The 14565-nt window shown below is 40.7% G+C and carries 16 protein-coding genes; 13 read left to right on the top strand and 3 right to left on the bottom strand.

Annotation, left to right across the window (positions count from 1 at the left end; genetic code table 11):
- The first annotated feature begins 449 nt into the window (after window positions 1-449).
- The 13 genes from IW22_RS15945 to IW22_RS15885 all read left to right on the top strand — a co-directional run bounded on the left by IW22_RS15945 (window position 450) and on the right by IW22_RS15885 (window position 12101).
- Window positions 450-812 (top strand): hypothetical protein, encoded by a 363-nt coding sequence (locus IW22_RS15945; protein ID WP_131401747.1) that lies wholly within the window; start codon window positions 450-452, stop codon window positions 810-812.
- A 151-nt stretch (window positions 813-963) separates the two neighbouring features.
- The gene (gene ureA, locus IW22_RS15940) at window positions 964-1266 is read left to right on the top strand and encodes an urease subunit gamma (protein ID WP_034728329.1); all 303 of its coding nucleotides are present in this window, start codon (window positions 964-966) and stop codon (window positions 1264-1266) included.
- Window positions 1267-1280: 14 nt separating this feature from the next.
- Window positions 1281-1649 carry an urease subunit beta gene (gene ureB / locus IW22_RS15935; RefSeq protein WP_034728255.1) on the top strand — a complete coding sequence of 123 codons (369 nt, stop codon included), beginning with the start codon at window positions 1281-1283 and terminating at the stop codon, window positions 1647-1649.
- 1 nt (window position 1650) lies between these two features.
- Entirely contained in the window at window positions 1651-3372 is a 1722-nt protein-coding gene (gene ureC, locus IW22_RS15930; protein ID WP_034728253.1) for an urease subunit alpha, read from the top strand.
- A 78-nt stretch (window positions 3373-3450) separates the two neighbouring features.
- Window positions 3451-4116: a hypothetical protein gene (locus IW22_RS15925; protein WP_034728251.1), complete on the top strand. Its 666-nt coding sequence runs from the start codon at window positions 3451-3453 to the stop codon at window positions 4114-4116.
- Window positions 4106-4615 (top strand): urease accessory protein UreE, encoded by a 510-nt coding sequence (ureE, locus tag IW22_RS15920; protein WP_034728249.1) that lies wholly within the window; start codon window positions 4106-4108, stop codon window positions 4613-4615. Before IW22_RS15925 ends, ureE begins: the two co-directional genes overlap by 11 nt.
- Window positions 4608-5306 carry an urease accessory protein UreF gene (locus IW22_RS15915; protein ID WP_034728246.1) on the top strand — a complete coding sequence of 233 codons (699 nt, stop codon included), beginning with the start codon at window positions 4608-4610 and terminating at the stop codon, window positions 5304-5306. The genes ureE and IW22_RS15915 overlap by 8 nt, the downstream gene beginning before the upstream one ends.
- 32 nt (window positions 5307-5338) lie before the next feature.
- The gene (gene ureG, locus IW22_RS15910; RefSeq protein ID WP_034728326.1) at window positions 5339-5977 is read left to right on the top strand and encodes an urease accessory protein UreG; all 639 of its coding nucleotides are present in this window, start codon (window positions 5339-5341) and stop codon (window positions 5975-5977) included.
- Window positions 5978-6766: an urease accessory protein UreD gene (locus tag IW22_RS15905; RefSeq protein ID WP_034728243.1), complete on the top strand. Its 789-nt coding sequence runs from the start codon at window positions 5978-5980 to the stop codon at window positions 6764-6766.
- Window positions 6767-6791: 25 nt separating this feature from the next.
- Window positions 6792-7493, top strand: coding sequence for a membrane protein (locus tag IW22_RS15900; RefSeq protein ID WP_034728240.1), 702 nt, complete (start codon window positions 6792-6794; stop codon window positions 7491-7493).
- Window positions 7494-7712: 219 nt separating this feature from the next.
- Window positions 7713-8603, top strand: a complete 891-nt coding sequence (locus IW22_RS15895) for an urea transporter (RefSeq protein WP_034728323.1) — start codon at window positions 7713-7715, stop codon at window positions 8601-8603.
- Between the two features lie 199 nt (window positions 8604-8802).
- On the top strand, window positions 8803-11049 hold the full coding sequence (locus tag IW22_RS15890; RefSeq protein ID WP_034728237.1) for a TonB-dependent receptor: 2247 nt from the start codon (window positions 8803-8805) through the stop codon (window positions 11047-11049).
- 170 nt (window positions 11050-11219) lie between these two features.
- The gene (locus IW22_RS15885) at window positions 11220-12101 is read left to right on the top strand and encodes a helix-turn-helix domain-containing protein (RefSeq protein WP_034728321.1); all 882 of its coding nucleotides are present in this window, start codon (window positions 11220-11222) and stop codon (window positions 12099-12101) included.
- A gap of 288 nt (window positions 12102-12389) precedes the next feature.
- Here IW22_RS15885 and IW22_RS15880 read toward each other — a convergent pair whose 3' ends face one another.
- From IW22_RS15880 to IW22_RS15870, 3 genes are read right to left on the bottom strand one after another with little or no spacing between them, the layout of a single operon-like run.
- Complete coding sequence (locus IW22_RS15880) at window positions 12390-13496, bottom strand: DNA topoisomerase IB (protein WP_034728234.1); 1107 nt, start codon at window positions 13494-13496, stop codon at window positions 12390-12392.
- A gap of 9 nt (window positions 13497-13505) precedes the next feature.
- On the bottom strand, window positions 13506-13673 hold the full coding sequence (locus tag IW22_RS15875) for a hypothetical protein (RefSeq protein WP_034728232.1): 168 nt from the start codon (window positions 13671-13673) through the stop codon (window positions 13506-13508).
- 21 nt (window positions 13674-13694) lie between these two features.
- On the bottom strand, window positions 13695-14132 hold the full coding sequence (locus IW22_RS15870; RefSeq protein WP_034728230.1) for a DUF6526 family protein: 438 nt from the start codon (window positions 14130-14132) through the stop codon (window positions 13695-13697).
- Window positions 14133-14565 lie beyond the last annotated feature (433 nt).

Genomic DNA, 14565 nt, shown 5'->3' with positions numbered 1-14565 from the left:
TTAATCCCGTATTTCTATTTGAGTTTTAAATGAATAAAGCATTTAATTCTTTATCAGCCCATGAATCTTATTCGGAGGCACTCTTAGTTTAATTAAATGCTTTCTCTTTCTCTAAAGTTAATAACTTTTATCCTCTGCTAATCTAAAGGAGGTCCTCGAAGCCACCATAACCCATTCTTTCTGTTCTCCAACCAGCAACCGAAAACATAACTCATCATTGATAACTCTCTCAAATCCGAGTGTACAGGTTTAGAACACTTGCATAAATTAAAACATACAAATAGTTGTCATAGTTGGTGTATTTCGGTTAAGTGCTGTTGCAAAGGGCTTTAGGTGTTTACTGTCAATGGAGTATTGATTACATTTGTCTCGATTTTGAACATTTTAAATGACCTTTTTGATAGCTGCAGCATAGGGGATTGTCTAATTTTACACCATCAATGACTGATATGAAAACCAGAGTCTTATTATTCTCTTTCGTAATGTTCTTTTCCGCTTTATGTGCAGGTCTTTTTGCAGGTAATGGGAAAACGCAGTCATATCCTGATGCTTCCTCAAAAATACACCTCGTTAAGCATGCAGACCAGCAGGGTCAGCCGGAGATTTACAGTGTTTCGGATGATCAGGATGCACAGGATTCCAATGACGTTGAAAAAGTAAAATTTGATTATTCTATCGTTACCCAGCAGTGGCTGAACTTTTTCTTTTCCGGTTATTCTTCCGAAACCAAAGCGGCGGCCATCCAAAACCGCGTCTATATTACAGCACCACGGTACATTCTGTATCATGCCCTGCAAATAGCAGGCTGCTAATCCCTTTCCAGTTTTTTATGAATTCTGCGATGTGTATTTGAATACAGATCCATAAGAATCATGCCCTGTTTTTAATAGGTTTAAACCCATCTATTTGTCTTTTTCAAAAAACAGACAGGATTTCCCTATATCCAATTTAAAATCCAATACTATGCACTTAACACCGAGAGAATCGGAGAAGCTGATGCTGTTTCTGGCAGGAGAGCTTGCTCTGAAAAGAAAGGCCAGAGGTCTTAAACTTAACTATCCGGAATCTATCGCACTCATCAGCCATTTTTTGCTGGAAGGCGCCAGAGACGGGAAAAAAGTAGCCGAGCTGATGCAGGAAGGCGCTCATCTTCTTACCAAAGACGATGTAATGCCCGGAGTTTCAGAAATGATCCATGATGTACAGATCGAAGCCACTTTTCCGGACGGAACCAAACTGGTCACCGTACACAATCCAATCCGTTAATACAAATCTCTATTATGATACCAGGAGAAATTTTTGTAAAAGAAGGAACTATTATCTGCAATGAAGGCAGAGAAACAGTTAAAATAAAAGTAGTCAATACAGGCGACCGTCCTATTCAGGTAGGTTCCCACTTTCATTTTTTTGAAGTGAATAAAGCTATGAGCTTCAGTCGTGAAAAATCCTTTGGAAAGAGACTGAATATCGTGGCGAGTACCGCTGTGCGTTTCGAACCGGGAGAAGAAAAAGAAGTGGAATTGGTAGAAATTGGCGGCACCAAAAAAGCGATGGGATTCAATAACCTTGTTGATGGTCAGGTAGATTCCGAAGATCAGAAAAAAGCAAGTCTTGCCAAAGCTGAAGCATTAAACTTTAAAAATCAATAACATGAGCTTACCTATAGACAGAAAGCAATATGCCAATATATTGGGACCTACAGCCGGCGACCGCATTAGACTGGGAGATACTGAAATCATCATTGAAATAGAAAAAGATTTTACCCATTACGGAGACGAAGCCGTTTTCGGAGGCGGAAAAACCGTTCGTGACGGAATGGGACAAAACGTGACCGCAAAAAGAGACGAAGGTGTTCTCGATCTGTGTATTACTGGAGCTGTGATCATCGACCACTGGGGAATTGTCAAAGCTGATATCGGAATCAAAGACGGAAAAATCATCGGTATCGGAAAAGCCGGAAATCCTGATACGATGGATGGTGTTTCTCCGAATATGATCATCGGAGCCTCAACGGAAGTGCATGGAGGAAAAGGCTATATCGTAACAGCTGGAGGAATAGATACCCATATCCATTACATCTGTCCGCAACAGATCGAAACCTCTTTATACAGTGGAATTACCACGATGATCGGCGGTGGAACGGGTCCAAATGACGGAACTAATGCGACTACAGTTACTCCCGGGAAATTCAATATGCAGAAAATGCTCGAGGCAGCTGAAGAATATCCTATGAATCTTGGTTTCTTCGGAAAAGGAAACTGTTCAGCAGAAGAACCGATTGAAGAGCAGGTGGAAGCAGGCGCATTAGGTGTAAAGATCCATGAAGATTGGGGGGCAACACCGGCAACCATCGATGCGGCATTGAAAGTAGCTGATAAATATGACGTTCAGGTTGCTATTCATACCGATACGTTGAATGAAGGTGGTTTTCTTGAAGATACGATGAGAGCTATCAACGGAAGAGTGATTCACACATTCCACACAGAAGGTGCCGGAGGAGGTCACGCTCCGGATATCATTAAAGCAGCCATGTATCCGAACGTTTTACCCGCTTCTACCAATCCGACACGTCCTTACACAATCAATACCATCGACGAACATTTGGATATGCTGATGGTGTGTCACCATTTAAGTAAAAATATCCCTGAAGATGTAGCATTTGCAGATTCAAGAATCCGTCCTGAAACCATTGCAGCAGAAGATATCCTTCATGATATGGGTGTTTTCAGCATTATGAGCTCAGATTCCCAGGCGATGGGAAGACCCGGCGAAGTGATCACCAGAACATGGCAAACGGCGAGTAAAATGAAGGAGCAGAGAGGGGATTTAGAAGAAGATAAAGATTCGGAAAATGATAACTACAGAGCCAAAAGATATGTAGCAAAATACACCATCAATCCTGCCATTGCACACGGTATTTCTGAATATGTAGGATCTCTTGAAGTAGGAAAACTGGCTGATCTTGTGATCTGGAAACCTGCATTATTCGGGGTAAAACCTGAGATGATTTTAAAAGGAGGATTTGTGATCGCAGCCAAAATGGGAGATCCTAATGCTTCCATTCCTACGCCGCAGCCTGTCATTTACAGAAATATGTTCGGGGCGCATGGAAAGGCAAAATTCGGAACCTGTGCGAACTTTGTTTCCCAGATCTCTATCGACAACGGAACGATCGCATCCTATAAACTGGAAAAAATGATCCTGCCAGTGAAAAACTGCAGAAATATTTCTAAAAAGGATTTGATCCATAACGATAAAACACCTATCATTGAAGTGAATCCTGAAAACTACAAAGTAACGGTAGACGGTGAATACATCACTTGTGAACCAGCGGAGAAACTTCCTTTGACACAGTTGTATTACTTGTTTTAATCTTGAGTTTTTTAAGGCTCGGTAACTGCCGGGCCTTTTCTTAAACTGAATGACAAAACTAACATTGAACAGATTAAAATGAAAAACTTAAATAAAACCGCCTTCTCTCTTGCAGTGGCCGGAATGTCTGTGTTTTCCGGACAGATGAAAGCCCAGTTTCTGGGAGGAAGAAGACTGAAAAGTGACGAAGAAGGACCCAAAGGACAATTTATGATTTACGGCTCCTTCGATTATTCCAAAACCAACAGTCCTTCCGGAAGCAACAGCTCCACAGGAACGAGTAACAATGCAGGAATTCCACTGGATGTGGGATATTTCATCAATAATAATGACGTGATCGGGGTGAATTATGCCTACGCTCAGAACGTAACGGATCATAAAACGATATACAAGCAGAATGAAGCAGGGATCTGGTACAGTCCTTCGGTGACATTAGGGAAATATTTTGCCCTGATCGTTCAGGTGGATGCGCATTACGTTTGGGGACAGAAATTATCTGATGCTACGGCTTCTATGGATCATTTTAATGGGTATCGTCTTCGGGCTTATCCTTTATTCGCCATATTCCTGGGCGGCGGATGGGCTTTGAAGTTCAAATTCGCCGAATTATCGATGCTACAGACCAAAACGAAACAGGAAGGCTGGACCAAAACCTATGTAGCGGGAATCAGTGCTTCTACGTTTGGGGTGGGAATTTCTAAAAATATTGATTTCAGAAAAAAAGCAGACACCAATGATCATTAACCAAACGATAGGGAATCTCTCAGAGAATCCATCAGCAAAAAATATAGATTATCTGGATCTGGAATGGTTTGAAACGAGCAAAAGAATTCAACGTAAAAAAACCAGACTGGGAACGGATATCGCGATTAAATTTCTCCGTGAAGGACAGTGTCTGCGCGAAGGAGATATTCTTTTTGAAGATCAGGAAAACATCATTGCAGTGAATGTTCTGGAAACGGAAGCGATCGTTATGTCACCGGATTCTCTGCTCGAAATGGGAACGGTTTGCTACGAGATCGGGAACAAGCATATTCCGCTTTTTATTCAGGAAGATAAAGTGCTGCTTCCTTTTGAAATGCCGATGTTCAGATGGCTGGAAGCAAGCGGATTTAAACCGGAAAAACAGACTGTAAAGCTGCTGAATCTCCTTAAATCCAACGTAGAACCCCACGGACACGGAAGTCTGGGCTCTTCAATTTTTAACAAGATCTTAAAAATGGCCGCTCCAAAAGATGAATAATACCCATTTAAACTTCCTGTCAGGACTGCTTCACCTCGCAGATCCCACGCTTCCGATCGGCGGTTATACCCATTCCAACGGCCTTGAAACCTATGTGCAGGAAAGAATCGTTGACAATCTGCAAACCGCTAAAGAGTTCGTGGAAAATATGCTTCAGTACAATCTAAAGTATAATGACGGCGCTTTTGTAAAACTGGCTTATGAAGCTGCAGAAAACAATGATCTGGAACTTTTAATAAGCCTTGACAACGAGTGTAATGCCATCAAGTGTCCGCGTGAAATCCGCCAGGCCAGCCAGAAATTAGGATTAAGACTGATTAAGATTTTCAAAAGGAGACAAAGTTTTCCTTTTATGGAAACCTTTGAAAAGGCAGTTCAAAACCGGGAAGCCAATTCACATTACTGCATTGTATTCGGGGTGTATGCTTACTTGATGGATATCCCTTTGTACGAAGCATTGCTGGGGTTTTATCATACTTCAGTAGCGGGAATGATCACCAATGCGGTGAAACTGGTTCCTCTGGGCCAGCTCGATGGTCAGGATATCCTGTTCTCTCTTTATCCTGTGATGGAAAAAACAGTGCATGAAACCATAGCACTGGACAGAGATATGGTTGGACTCTGCAATACCGCTTTTGATATCAGATGCATGCAGCACGAAAGGCTTTATTCAAGGCTTTATATGTCTTAACGATTAAAATAAAAAAACAAAAATTAGAAAAAATGGACAATAGAAAATATATAAAAGTAGGAGTGGCCGGACCTGTAGGTTCAGGAAAAACGGCTTTACTGGAACGTTTAAGCAGAAAATTATTCGGAAAATATGACCTTGGGGTAATCACGAATGATATTTATACCAAAGAAGATGCTGAATTTATGGCTAAAAACAGCCTTCTGCCACACGACAGAATTATAGGGGTAGAAACAGGAGGTTGCCCACACACCGCGATCCGTGAAGATGCAAGTATGAATTTGGAAGCAGTAGATGAGCTTGCTGCCCGTTTTCCGGATATCGAACTTGTACTGATTGAAAGTGGAGGTGATAACTTATCCGCTACTTTCAGCCCTGACCTTGCTGATGTGACGATCTTCATTATTGATGTAGCGGAAGGAGAAAAAATTCCGAGAAAAGGAGGTCCCGGTATTACAAGATCAGATTTATTGATCATTAATAAGATTGACCTTGCCCCGCACGTAGGAGCAAGCCTTGAGGTCATGGAAAGAGATGCCAGAAGAATGAGAAACGGAAACCCTTTTGTGTTCACCAACCTTAAAACAGATGAAGGCCTGGATAAAGTCATTGGATGGATCAAGAAATATGCGCTTCTGGAAGAGTGTGAAGAACCGAACCTGGTAAGATAAATGGACAGCCGTTTACATATCATTGCAGGATTCAAGGATGGTGGTTCTTATGTAAAAGACCTGTATGTTTCACTTCCGTTCAGAGTTGTTTCCGTAGGGCAGCGAAAAAGCGACAATAAACTGTATCAGATGGTCATGAGCTCTTCTCCCGGAATTCTGGACGGAGATCATTATCACCTGAATATTGAGCTGGAAAAAGGCGCTTCACTACAGCTGCAGTCACAGTCGTATCAGCGCTTGTTCAATATGAAGGATAAAGCGGTTCAGGAACTTAACGTAAAGATGGAGGACTACACTTCATTTGCCTATGTTCCGCATCCGGTAGTTCCGCATGAAGATTCAAATTTTCAGAGCAAGGCCAATATCCATATCGGAAAAAACAGCCAGATCATCATCAGTGAAATCATCACCTGCGGAAGAAAACATTATGGTGAAGTTTTTAAGCTGAAACGGTTCCAGAATCTGATGCAGATTTATCATGAAAATAAGTTAGTCATCAGGGATAATGTTGTCATTCAGCCGGATCTCATTCCAATCAACTGCATCGGAAACCTGGAACAGTATACTCACCAGGGAACGCTTATTTTCTACACTACAAAAGAAAATATTGACAGGAATAATCTGATAGAAACTATTGTAGAATGGGCAGAACAGCATAAAGAAGAAATGGAAGCAGGGGTTTCAGCAATGGAAGATAATGGTTTTGTGGTAAGAGCTTTAGGACATGGAGGGGAACTGATGTATAATTTTTTCCTCCAGATTCAGGAAATCCTTTGGTCTTTGGAATAAATAACTGGAAAAATAAAAACAAAAAATGGACACTACAGTTTGGGCACTTCTCATAAGCGCCATCTCAATAAGTTTTATACACACCGCCTCTGGTCCGGATCATTATCTGCCCTTCATCGTCATCTCAAAATCTAAGAAATGGAGCGGAATGAAAACTGCAATTCTAACCGTAGTCTGCGGATTCGGACATGTGTTTAGCTCCCTGATCTTAGGCTTTATCGGAGTATTTCTGGGCTGGCAGCTAAATAAAATTTCATGGTTTCAGGATCTCAGAGGGAATTTTTCAGGATGGGCTTTGCTGATCTTTGGTGGAATTTATTTGATCTATGGATTGGTTCAGGCCATCAGAAACAAGCCTCATAAGCATTTCGATGTGATGGGAGACGATGTCTATGTTTATGAGCACAACCATACGGAGATTGTAATGCCACAAAAGAGAATTAAAGTGACACCATTGGTGCTTTTCATGATCTTCGTAATGGGCCCGAGCGAACCTTTAATTCCTTTATTATTCTATTCCGGGGTCAAGCATTCCATGTCTGAAATCGCTGTTCTGGTGATATCATTTACACTGACCACCGTTTTGACAATGCTTGGAATGGTTCTACTGGGACGCTACGGCTATTCTACCTTATTCAATACAGAAAAACTGGAAAGATATATGGGCGTTGTAAGCGGAGCTGTGGTGACGGTCTGCGGAATCGGAATGGTGTTTTTGGGATGGTGACGGGTTTCGAGTTTCGAGGTTGGAGAGTCTGAGGGTTTGAGAGTGAATGAGTTTTGGTTGCTAGTTACTGGTTGCTTGTTGCTGGTTATAGTAATTAAGCTAACGAGTTATCGTCTGATGTCTGATGTCTGAAATCTGATGTCTAAAATCTTGATTCTTGGCTCTTGTTTCTTACCCCTCAAACTCCCACTAATAAAATACTACATGAATATAAAAACTATGAACGAATTTTTCAAAAAACTACCTTTTATTGATAATGTTTTAAAAGGAATCGGGCAGATCATGCTCCAGGAAAACAGATGGACAGGCCTGCTGTTTCTTATCGGTATTTTCATGGGAAGCTGGCAGGGCGGAGTAGCGGTATTGCTCTCAACGGCAGCCGGAACTTTTACAGCCATGAAATTAAAGTATGATCCGTCTGAGATCAATGCGGGACTCTATGGATTTAGTGCTGCACTGGTGGGAGTCGCACTTTCCTTTGTTTTTCAGACGACTCTTCTGATTTGGCTTCTTATCCTGTTGGGAGGCGCTTTGGCGGCGGTGATCCAGCATTTTTTTATTCAGAAAAAGATTCCGGTATTTACATTTCCGTTTATCATTATTACTTGGGTCGCAGTGTTTGTGCTTCATCATTTTACACAGATCCCGGGTTCAGAAATGATCTCGGCTCCGGCCGGTCCTGCAGATTATGATGATTTTCTGACCTGTACCAATGCGTTTGGGGAAGTGATATTTCAGGGAGGTATATTTTCCGGGATTATTTTCTTTGTAGCGGTATTTATCAGTTCACCGGCAGCGGCATTGTATGGATTGGCAGGTGCTGTTTTGGGCGCTTATCTGTCTCATATGAACGGAGAACCGATTGAGAAAATCCACATGGGACTTTTCGGATTCAATGCAGTGCTTTCTGCTATCGTTTTTTCAGGATTTAAAAAGACAGATGGAATCTGGGTGCTGATGGCGGTGATCATTACCGTAGTCATTGACGATCTCCTGGTAGACCACAATACACTGAATGAAGTGGGCGGAGTTCTTACTTTTCCTTTCGTCGCAGGAACCTGGATCACCCTTTTAATTCAGAAATTATTTAAAACAAAGAAAATTGAGTAAGAGAGTTTGACGAGTCGGAGGGTGTGAGGGTTTTAACGTATTAGGGTTTAGAATGGGAAAGTTTTAGAGTGAAAAAATACATTGCTATATCCTATTCCTCTTAAAATCTAAAATCTGATGTCTGATATCTGAAATCTGATGTCTATCACCTTGATTCCTGGCTCTTGTCTCTTGGTTCTCAATAAAAAATCAATAAAAAATGAAGATAACAAAAATAGCAGCCGTATTTCTGGTATTGGCTTTTAATGGAAAAATTTCAGCCCAGGAAACAGAAAAAAAACTGGCTATAAAAGATGCAGATGACCAATTTCCCATCGCGGATGTTCTGGTAAAATACAATCATGGAAACAGTCATACCCATTCAGGAACGGACGGAAGTTTTTCGATTCCCGTAGCAAGTCTTCCTGATACGTTGGTAATAAGCCGTCAGGGATATGATGAGGTAAAATGGGCGGTGACTAATAATGAAGATAAAAACAAAGTTATTTTTTTACAGCATAAACCTTATCAGATTTCTGAGGTTGCGATTAATCACAGTTCGTTTTTATCAGCGATTACAAAGGTTGATTTAAATAAATTTCCGGTGAATTCTGCTCAGGATCTGTTGAGAAAAGTGCCCGGATTATTCATTGCACAGCATGCAGGCGGTGGAAAGGCAGAACAGCTTTTCCTGAGAGGATTTGATGCAGACCACGGTACGGATGTCAGCGTGAATGTAGACGGAATGCCTGTCAATATCGTGTCTCATGCTCACGGGCAGGGCTATTCGGATCTGCATTTTGTCATTCCTGAAACGGTTAATAATATTGACTTTGGAAAAGGAGCGTACTATATGGATCGCGGAGATTTTAATACAGCAGGATATGTTGATTTTCAAACCTATAATGGATTAAAAAACAGCATGGTTAAGCTGGAAGGTGGCTCGTTCAATTCAAAGAGAGTTCTCGGAATGTTCAATATTCTGCATGATGATACAGGAAGGAAGAATGCCTATATAGCAGCAGAGTACAATTATACCGACGGGCCTTTTGATGTAAAACAGAATTTCAACAGGGTCAATATTTTCGGAAAATACAACCAGTGGATTACGGATAAAGATTATTTCAATATTCAGTTCTCCACCTTTAATTCTTCATGGAATGCATCAGGACAAATTCCGGAACGTACCGTAGACCAGGGAATCATCGGCCGGTGGGGAAGTATTGATCCTACAGAAGGTGGTAAAACTTCCAGAACCAATCTTCAGATGAATTTTAAGCATATAATTTCAGGTTCGGAACAGATTGATGCGATGGCGTTTTATTCAAAGTATAATTTTAATCTGTATTCCGATTTTACTTTCTACTTAAAAGATAAAGACCACGGCGATGAGATTCAGCAGACAGATGGCAGAAATATTTACGGCGCTGAGGTGAAATACACGAAAAGTTTTACATTGGGCAACAGTTCACTGAATTGGATTTCGGGGGTTGGACTCAGAAATGATGATATCAATACTTTACAGCTTAACCACGTCTATCACAGAGATCTTTTGCTGGACAGGAAAGCGGACGTAAATGGTACGGAAACCAATCTTCACGCCTATTCCGGTTTGATCTGGAAAACAGGAAAATGGACCATTAATCCGGCTTTGAGAGTAGATCATTTTATTTTTAATATGCATAATTTGCTGGATCCCGAGCAGCTTCCATCCGGACAGTCGAAAGAAGCAACAAGACTAAGCCCGAAACTTAATTTTTCCTATGCTCAAAACGATAACGTCATGTGGTTCCTGAAAACCGGAATGGGCTTCCACTCCAATGATCTCAGAGTAGTTGTTCCGAATCCTGATCAGAAGACACTTCCGTATTCAATCGGTGGAGATGTAGGAGTGAGACTGCATCCGTTCAAATCACTGATCATTACCCCTGCTTTATGGTATATGTATCTGCAACAGGAATTTGTGTACGTCGGGGATGATGCGGTAGTGGAGCCATCCGGGAAATCAAGACGTTTCGGCGCCGATCTGGGCGTGCGTTTTCAGCCGCTTGAAAATTTCTACCTTAATGCCGATATCAACTATTCTCATGCAAGATTCATCGAAGAAGAAAAAGGAAAAGATTACGTTCCTTTGGCTCCGGTTGTAACCAGTACAGGTTCCGTGAACTGGGACTTTCTTCATGGTTTCTCATTGGGACTTCAATACAGATATCTGGGTTCCAGACCGGCGGTAGAAGATAACAGCATCAAAACAAAAGCCTATTTCGTCAACGATCTGATGCTTTCCTACAACCGCCAGAAATGGGGCCTCAATATTCAGGTGAACAATCTCTTCAATGTCAACTGGAATGAAGCTCAGTTTGCTACAGAAACCCAGTTAAAAGGCGAAGCAGAACCTATCACAGACCTTACCTATACACCCGGAAGCCCGTTTGGGGTGAGAATGGGAGTGTATTATAAATTTTAATTTAAAAAGTATCATGTATGGTGTACAAAGTAAAAGGTGAATGGAGTATGGTTAATCATATTTATTTTTTGCAAGATTAAATCAGTATTATATGATTGATTAATATTACTTACCTTAATTTTACATTTTACTTTGTACATCCTACTTTTTACAAAAAAATCCAATCAACCATGGAAGTACTATCCAATTTTCAGTATAAAAAGCTCTTTCTTCCGAAAATTACGGAGAAAATATTGGCCAATAATGCAGACATACAGCTTTACCGCCTCGAAAATTACCTTAAAGGAATTCTGATGCCGGTGATCCCGTACCGTACCACTTTTAATTTCATTATTTTCGTAACCAACGGGCATATCAGGCAGTATCTGGAAAATAAAGAATACCGGGCTGAAAAAGGCGGTGTGATTTTCATTAAACAGGGAACCATCACCGCTACAGTAGAGCTTTCGGATGATATTGAAGGATTTTTTCTGGCCTATGAAAACAATATTCTGTCTGAACAGGAGCTGCCGAAACACAAAAGCAGCATCTTCTTTATGACCCCTTTTCTGAATCTGGACAGTCTGACCTACGGAACTATTACCCAGCTGCTTCCCATTCTCGAACAGGAACTTTGGCTGAACAATCTGAATATTAATGAAGTCGTAGTCACCATGCTGCACCTGATCCTCGTGAAAATGCTGAGTACAGATTCAGACAGCCATCATAAATCAGCGACACGTCCGATGGAATTGTCGCTTCAGTTCCGGGATCTTCTGTTTAAATATCATGTGGTGGAAAAACGCGTGGCTTTTTACGCCGACAAACTTTCCGTGACAGAAAGCTATCTGAATAAATGTGTCAAAAACGTCACTCAAAAATCTCCGAAACAGTGGATCAATGAGATCGATATTAATTACAGCAAAGCACTGCTTCATTCAAGTAAAGATATTGCAGAAATAGCTTACGAACTGAATTTCCATACGGCATCACATTTCACCCAGCTTTTCAAGAAAATCGCAGGAATAACGCCTAAGGACTATCGGACGCAGTTTTTGAAAAACAGGGTTTGAATGGGTTGAGAGTGGGAAAGTTTTAGCGTTTTAGCGTTTTCGGGGTACGGGGTCCGTGATTTGGGTTTTGAGAGAGTCAGAGGGTTTTAGAGTAGGAGCGTTTTAGGGTTTTAGAGTTTTTGGTGTACGATAATTGAATTAAAGGATGAAAAATTTATATTGTGAGTTCAATAACTTCCATCTTCGTGCTTCCCTCTTCCAAGCATATATAGATTAGATGAATTGAAGCAGAAGATTAATTGTATGGCTTCCAGTTACTTCTCTTCCCACTCCCATCTTCCATCCTTCCTACATTTTCTCGGTTTCCAGAATCTTCAGCACCAGTTTTTCCTCCTGGGTAAGGCTGGCTTTTCCATCGTTTTCTTCAATGTGTTCCAGTTCATCAAGGTATTTTTTGATGGTATTATTTTCGTAAAGATTGATCACCAAAGGATGAACGTAGTATTTCCGGCAGACCGTACTAGTGTTTCCGAGATGTTCGGCGACGATTTCCAAAGCCTCTTTTACCTTCTTTTTGTATTGGGAATCATTTTCAGCATACCCGATTTCTTTAAAAGCGATCAGAGCACTTACGGTTCCCGACCAGGTTCTGAAATCTTTGGCGGTAAAATCTTCCCCGCTTATTTCCTTGATATAGTCATTTACCATTCCCGAGTCTATAGAATGGCGGTTTCCTTCATCATCAAAATATTGAAAAAGTTCCCTTCCCGGAATATCTTTACACTTCTGGACAAGTCTTGAAAGCCTTTTACTTTTCAGATCGATACTGTGCATGATCCCTTTCTTTCCTTTAAAAGAGAAAGTCATTTTCTGTCCGTTAATCTTCACATGTTTATCTTTCAGAGTTGTTAAACCAAAGGAACCATACAGCTTTTCATAAGCATTATTCCCGATCCGGATATTGGTACGCTGCATCAGACTTACGATAAGCGCCAGTATTTTTCTTTTTTCAAAATTCCTTAAAGCAAGATCCTGCTCCACATGAAGCCGTATATCGGGCAGTGAATACCCGAACTGAAGCATTCTGTAAAACTTGGTGTGATTTCTTAAAGCACTCCACAGCGGATGATAGCGGTATTGCTTTCTTTTTTTTACATCAAAGCCTGTCGCCTGAAGATGTCCGTTGTCCAAAGCGCAGATCCAGACGTTTTCCCAGGCAGGAGGGATGACCAGCTTATTGATCCTGGTGATTTCCTCTTTGTCTTTAAGCTTTTCACCGTCTTTGTAATACGAATACTTTTTTCCTGTTTTCTTACGCGTGATCCCGGCCGTTTCCGCATCGGTGGTATATACAAGATGTACCGCCTTTGCGGAGGCTTCGGGATCCTTCATGATCTTGACAATCTTTGAAGGCTTCAGGTGGGAAATAATCTCCAGGTCCGTATTCTTCTCCATAAAAAATGGTTAAGAGTTTTTACCCCTCGAAAAAATCAGAAAAAGGATGACTACAACTGCAACGACCAGGATAATTCCCCACCACATTCCGGCTTTGAAAATAGTTTCTATTGCTTCACAGCTTGTCAGTGTAAGCAATGTAAATAAAGTGATGCTGTATAAGGTCAACTTTTTCATGATATAAATATTTTGATGTTATTAGATTCTTTGGTGGTCGGCTCTCCAGTTTTTGATGGACCGCTTGATCTCATCTCCGGAGATATTTTCTTTAAGTGCTCTGCCGAGAAGCTCTTTAAATTCATCATCATAAGCAAATCTCAGAGCAGCGATCTGACTGAATTTTAACTGATCTGCCACTTCATCTGATCTCTTTCCGAAAATTTCAAAATAACGTTGCTTAAATTCAAGCATCACCATTCGGTTTTGAAGTCCCAGTGCATAATGCTGTCTGGTCATAAAAGCAAGGTAGAAAAGCAGAAAAATTACAATGGAAAATAATATCCAGATCAGTTGATTTTCGGGATTGTCCCAAATCTTATAGATGCCAAAAATTTCAAGTATGATCAATATCGGAAGATAAATGAAATGATGGGAAGGATAAAATTTCCTGTGATTTTTGTAATTCTGCTCGTTCATACGGTGAATAGTAGCAATAATCTTTCCAAAACTTTATATGTTTAGTCATATTGATGTTTTTGTGGTATGTAAATGTGTATTTTAATCAATATGGCCAATTATTTTCGGTTAATCATAATAGTAAATAATGTTATTATCTAGAATCATTCATTTTGATTTGTAAAGAATGGATAAAAAACCTCCAATTAGTGATCATTTGTGCTAAAAATTCGTATCACTTGTGTTTAAAAATATCAGTTGGTTTTTCGCAAAGGCACTAGTTTGCTTACCAACTTTATATTGAAAGGCGTTAGGATTTTATCTCCGATAAAATTGATTGTGTTATAATGCTACCTCTCACATTTCTTCATAGCTGAACTTTCTAGCTGAAAATCTTCGATTTTCTCGCGCCTTAAATAAGCGATCCAAGGAAATCCTTTGCGCCATTGCGAAA

It is taken from the genome of Chryseobacterium sp. JM1, from assembly GCF_000737715.1.
In the GTDB taxonomy this organism is placed as follows: Bacteria; Bacteroidota; Bacteroidia; order Flavobacteriales; family Weeksellaceae; genus Chryseobacterium.
The sequence above is the reverse complement of the archived record's forward strand: the minus strand, read 5'-3'. Positions and strand labels throughout refer to the sequence as shown.

Bases quoted from the DNA above. Each gene is read 5' to 3' on its own strand.
- ureC (WP_034728253.1), top strand. From the start codon at position 1,651: ATGAGCTTACCTATAGACAGAAAGCAATATGCCAATATATTGGGACCT.
- IW22_RS15945 (WP_131401747.1), top strand. From the start codon at position 450: ATGAAAACCAGAGTCTTATTATTCTCTTTCGTAATGTTCTTTTCCGCT.
- IW22_RS15905 (WP_034728243.1), top strand. From the start codon at position 5,978: ATGGACAGCCGTTTACATATCATTGCAGGATTCAAGGATGGTGGTTCT.
- IW22_RS15880 (WP_034728234.1), bottom strand. From the start codon at position 13,496: ATGGAGAAGAATACGGACCTGGAGATTATTTCCCACCTGAAGCCTTCA.
- IW22_RS15875 (WP_034728232.1), bottom strand. From the start codon at position 13,673: ATGAAAAAGTTGACCTTATACAGCATCACTTTATTTACATTGCTTACA.
- IW22_RS15895 (WP_034728323.1), top strand. From the start codon at position 7,713: ATGAACGAATTTTTCAAAAAACTACCTTTTATTGATAATGTTTTAAAA.
- IW22_RS15885 (WP_034728321.1), top strand. From the start codon at position 11,220: ATGGAAGTACTATCCAATTTTCAGTATAAAAAGCTCTTTCTTCCGAAA.
- IW22_RS15915 (WP_034728246.1), top strand. From the start codon at position 4,608: ATGAATAATACCCATTTAAACTTCCTGTCAGGACTGCTTCACCTCGCA.
- IW22_RS15890 (WP_034728237.1), top strand. From the start codon at position 8,803: ATGAAGATAACAAAAATAGCAGCCGTATTTCTGGTATTGGCTTTTAAT.
- ureG (WP_034728326.1), top strand. From the start codon at position 5,339: ATGGACAATAGAAAATATATAAAAGTAGGAGTGGCCGGACCTGTAGGT.
- ureA (WP_034728329.1), top strand. From the start codon at position 964: ATGCACTTAACACCGAGAGAATCGGAGAAGCTGATGCTGTTTCTGGCA.
- ureE (WP_034728249.1), top strand. From the start codon at position 4,106: ATGATCATTAACCAAACGATAGGGAATCTCTCAGAGAATCCATCAGCA.
- IW22_RS15925 (WP_034728251.1), top strand. From the start codon at position 3,451: ATGAAAAACTTAAATAAAACCGCCTTCTCTCTTGCAGTGGCCGGAATG.
- ureB (WP_034728255.1), top strand. From the start codon at position 1,281: ATGATACCAGGAGAAATTTTTGTAAAAGAAGGAACTATTATCTGCAAT.
- IW22_RS15870 (WP_034728230.1), bottom strand. From the start codon at position 14,132: ATGAACGAGCAGAATTACAAAAATCACAGGAAATTTTATCCTTCCCAT.
- IW22_RS15900 (WP_034728240.1), top strand. From the start codon at position 6,792: ATGGACACTACAGTTTGGGCACTTCTCATAAGCGCCATCTCAATAAGT.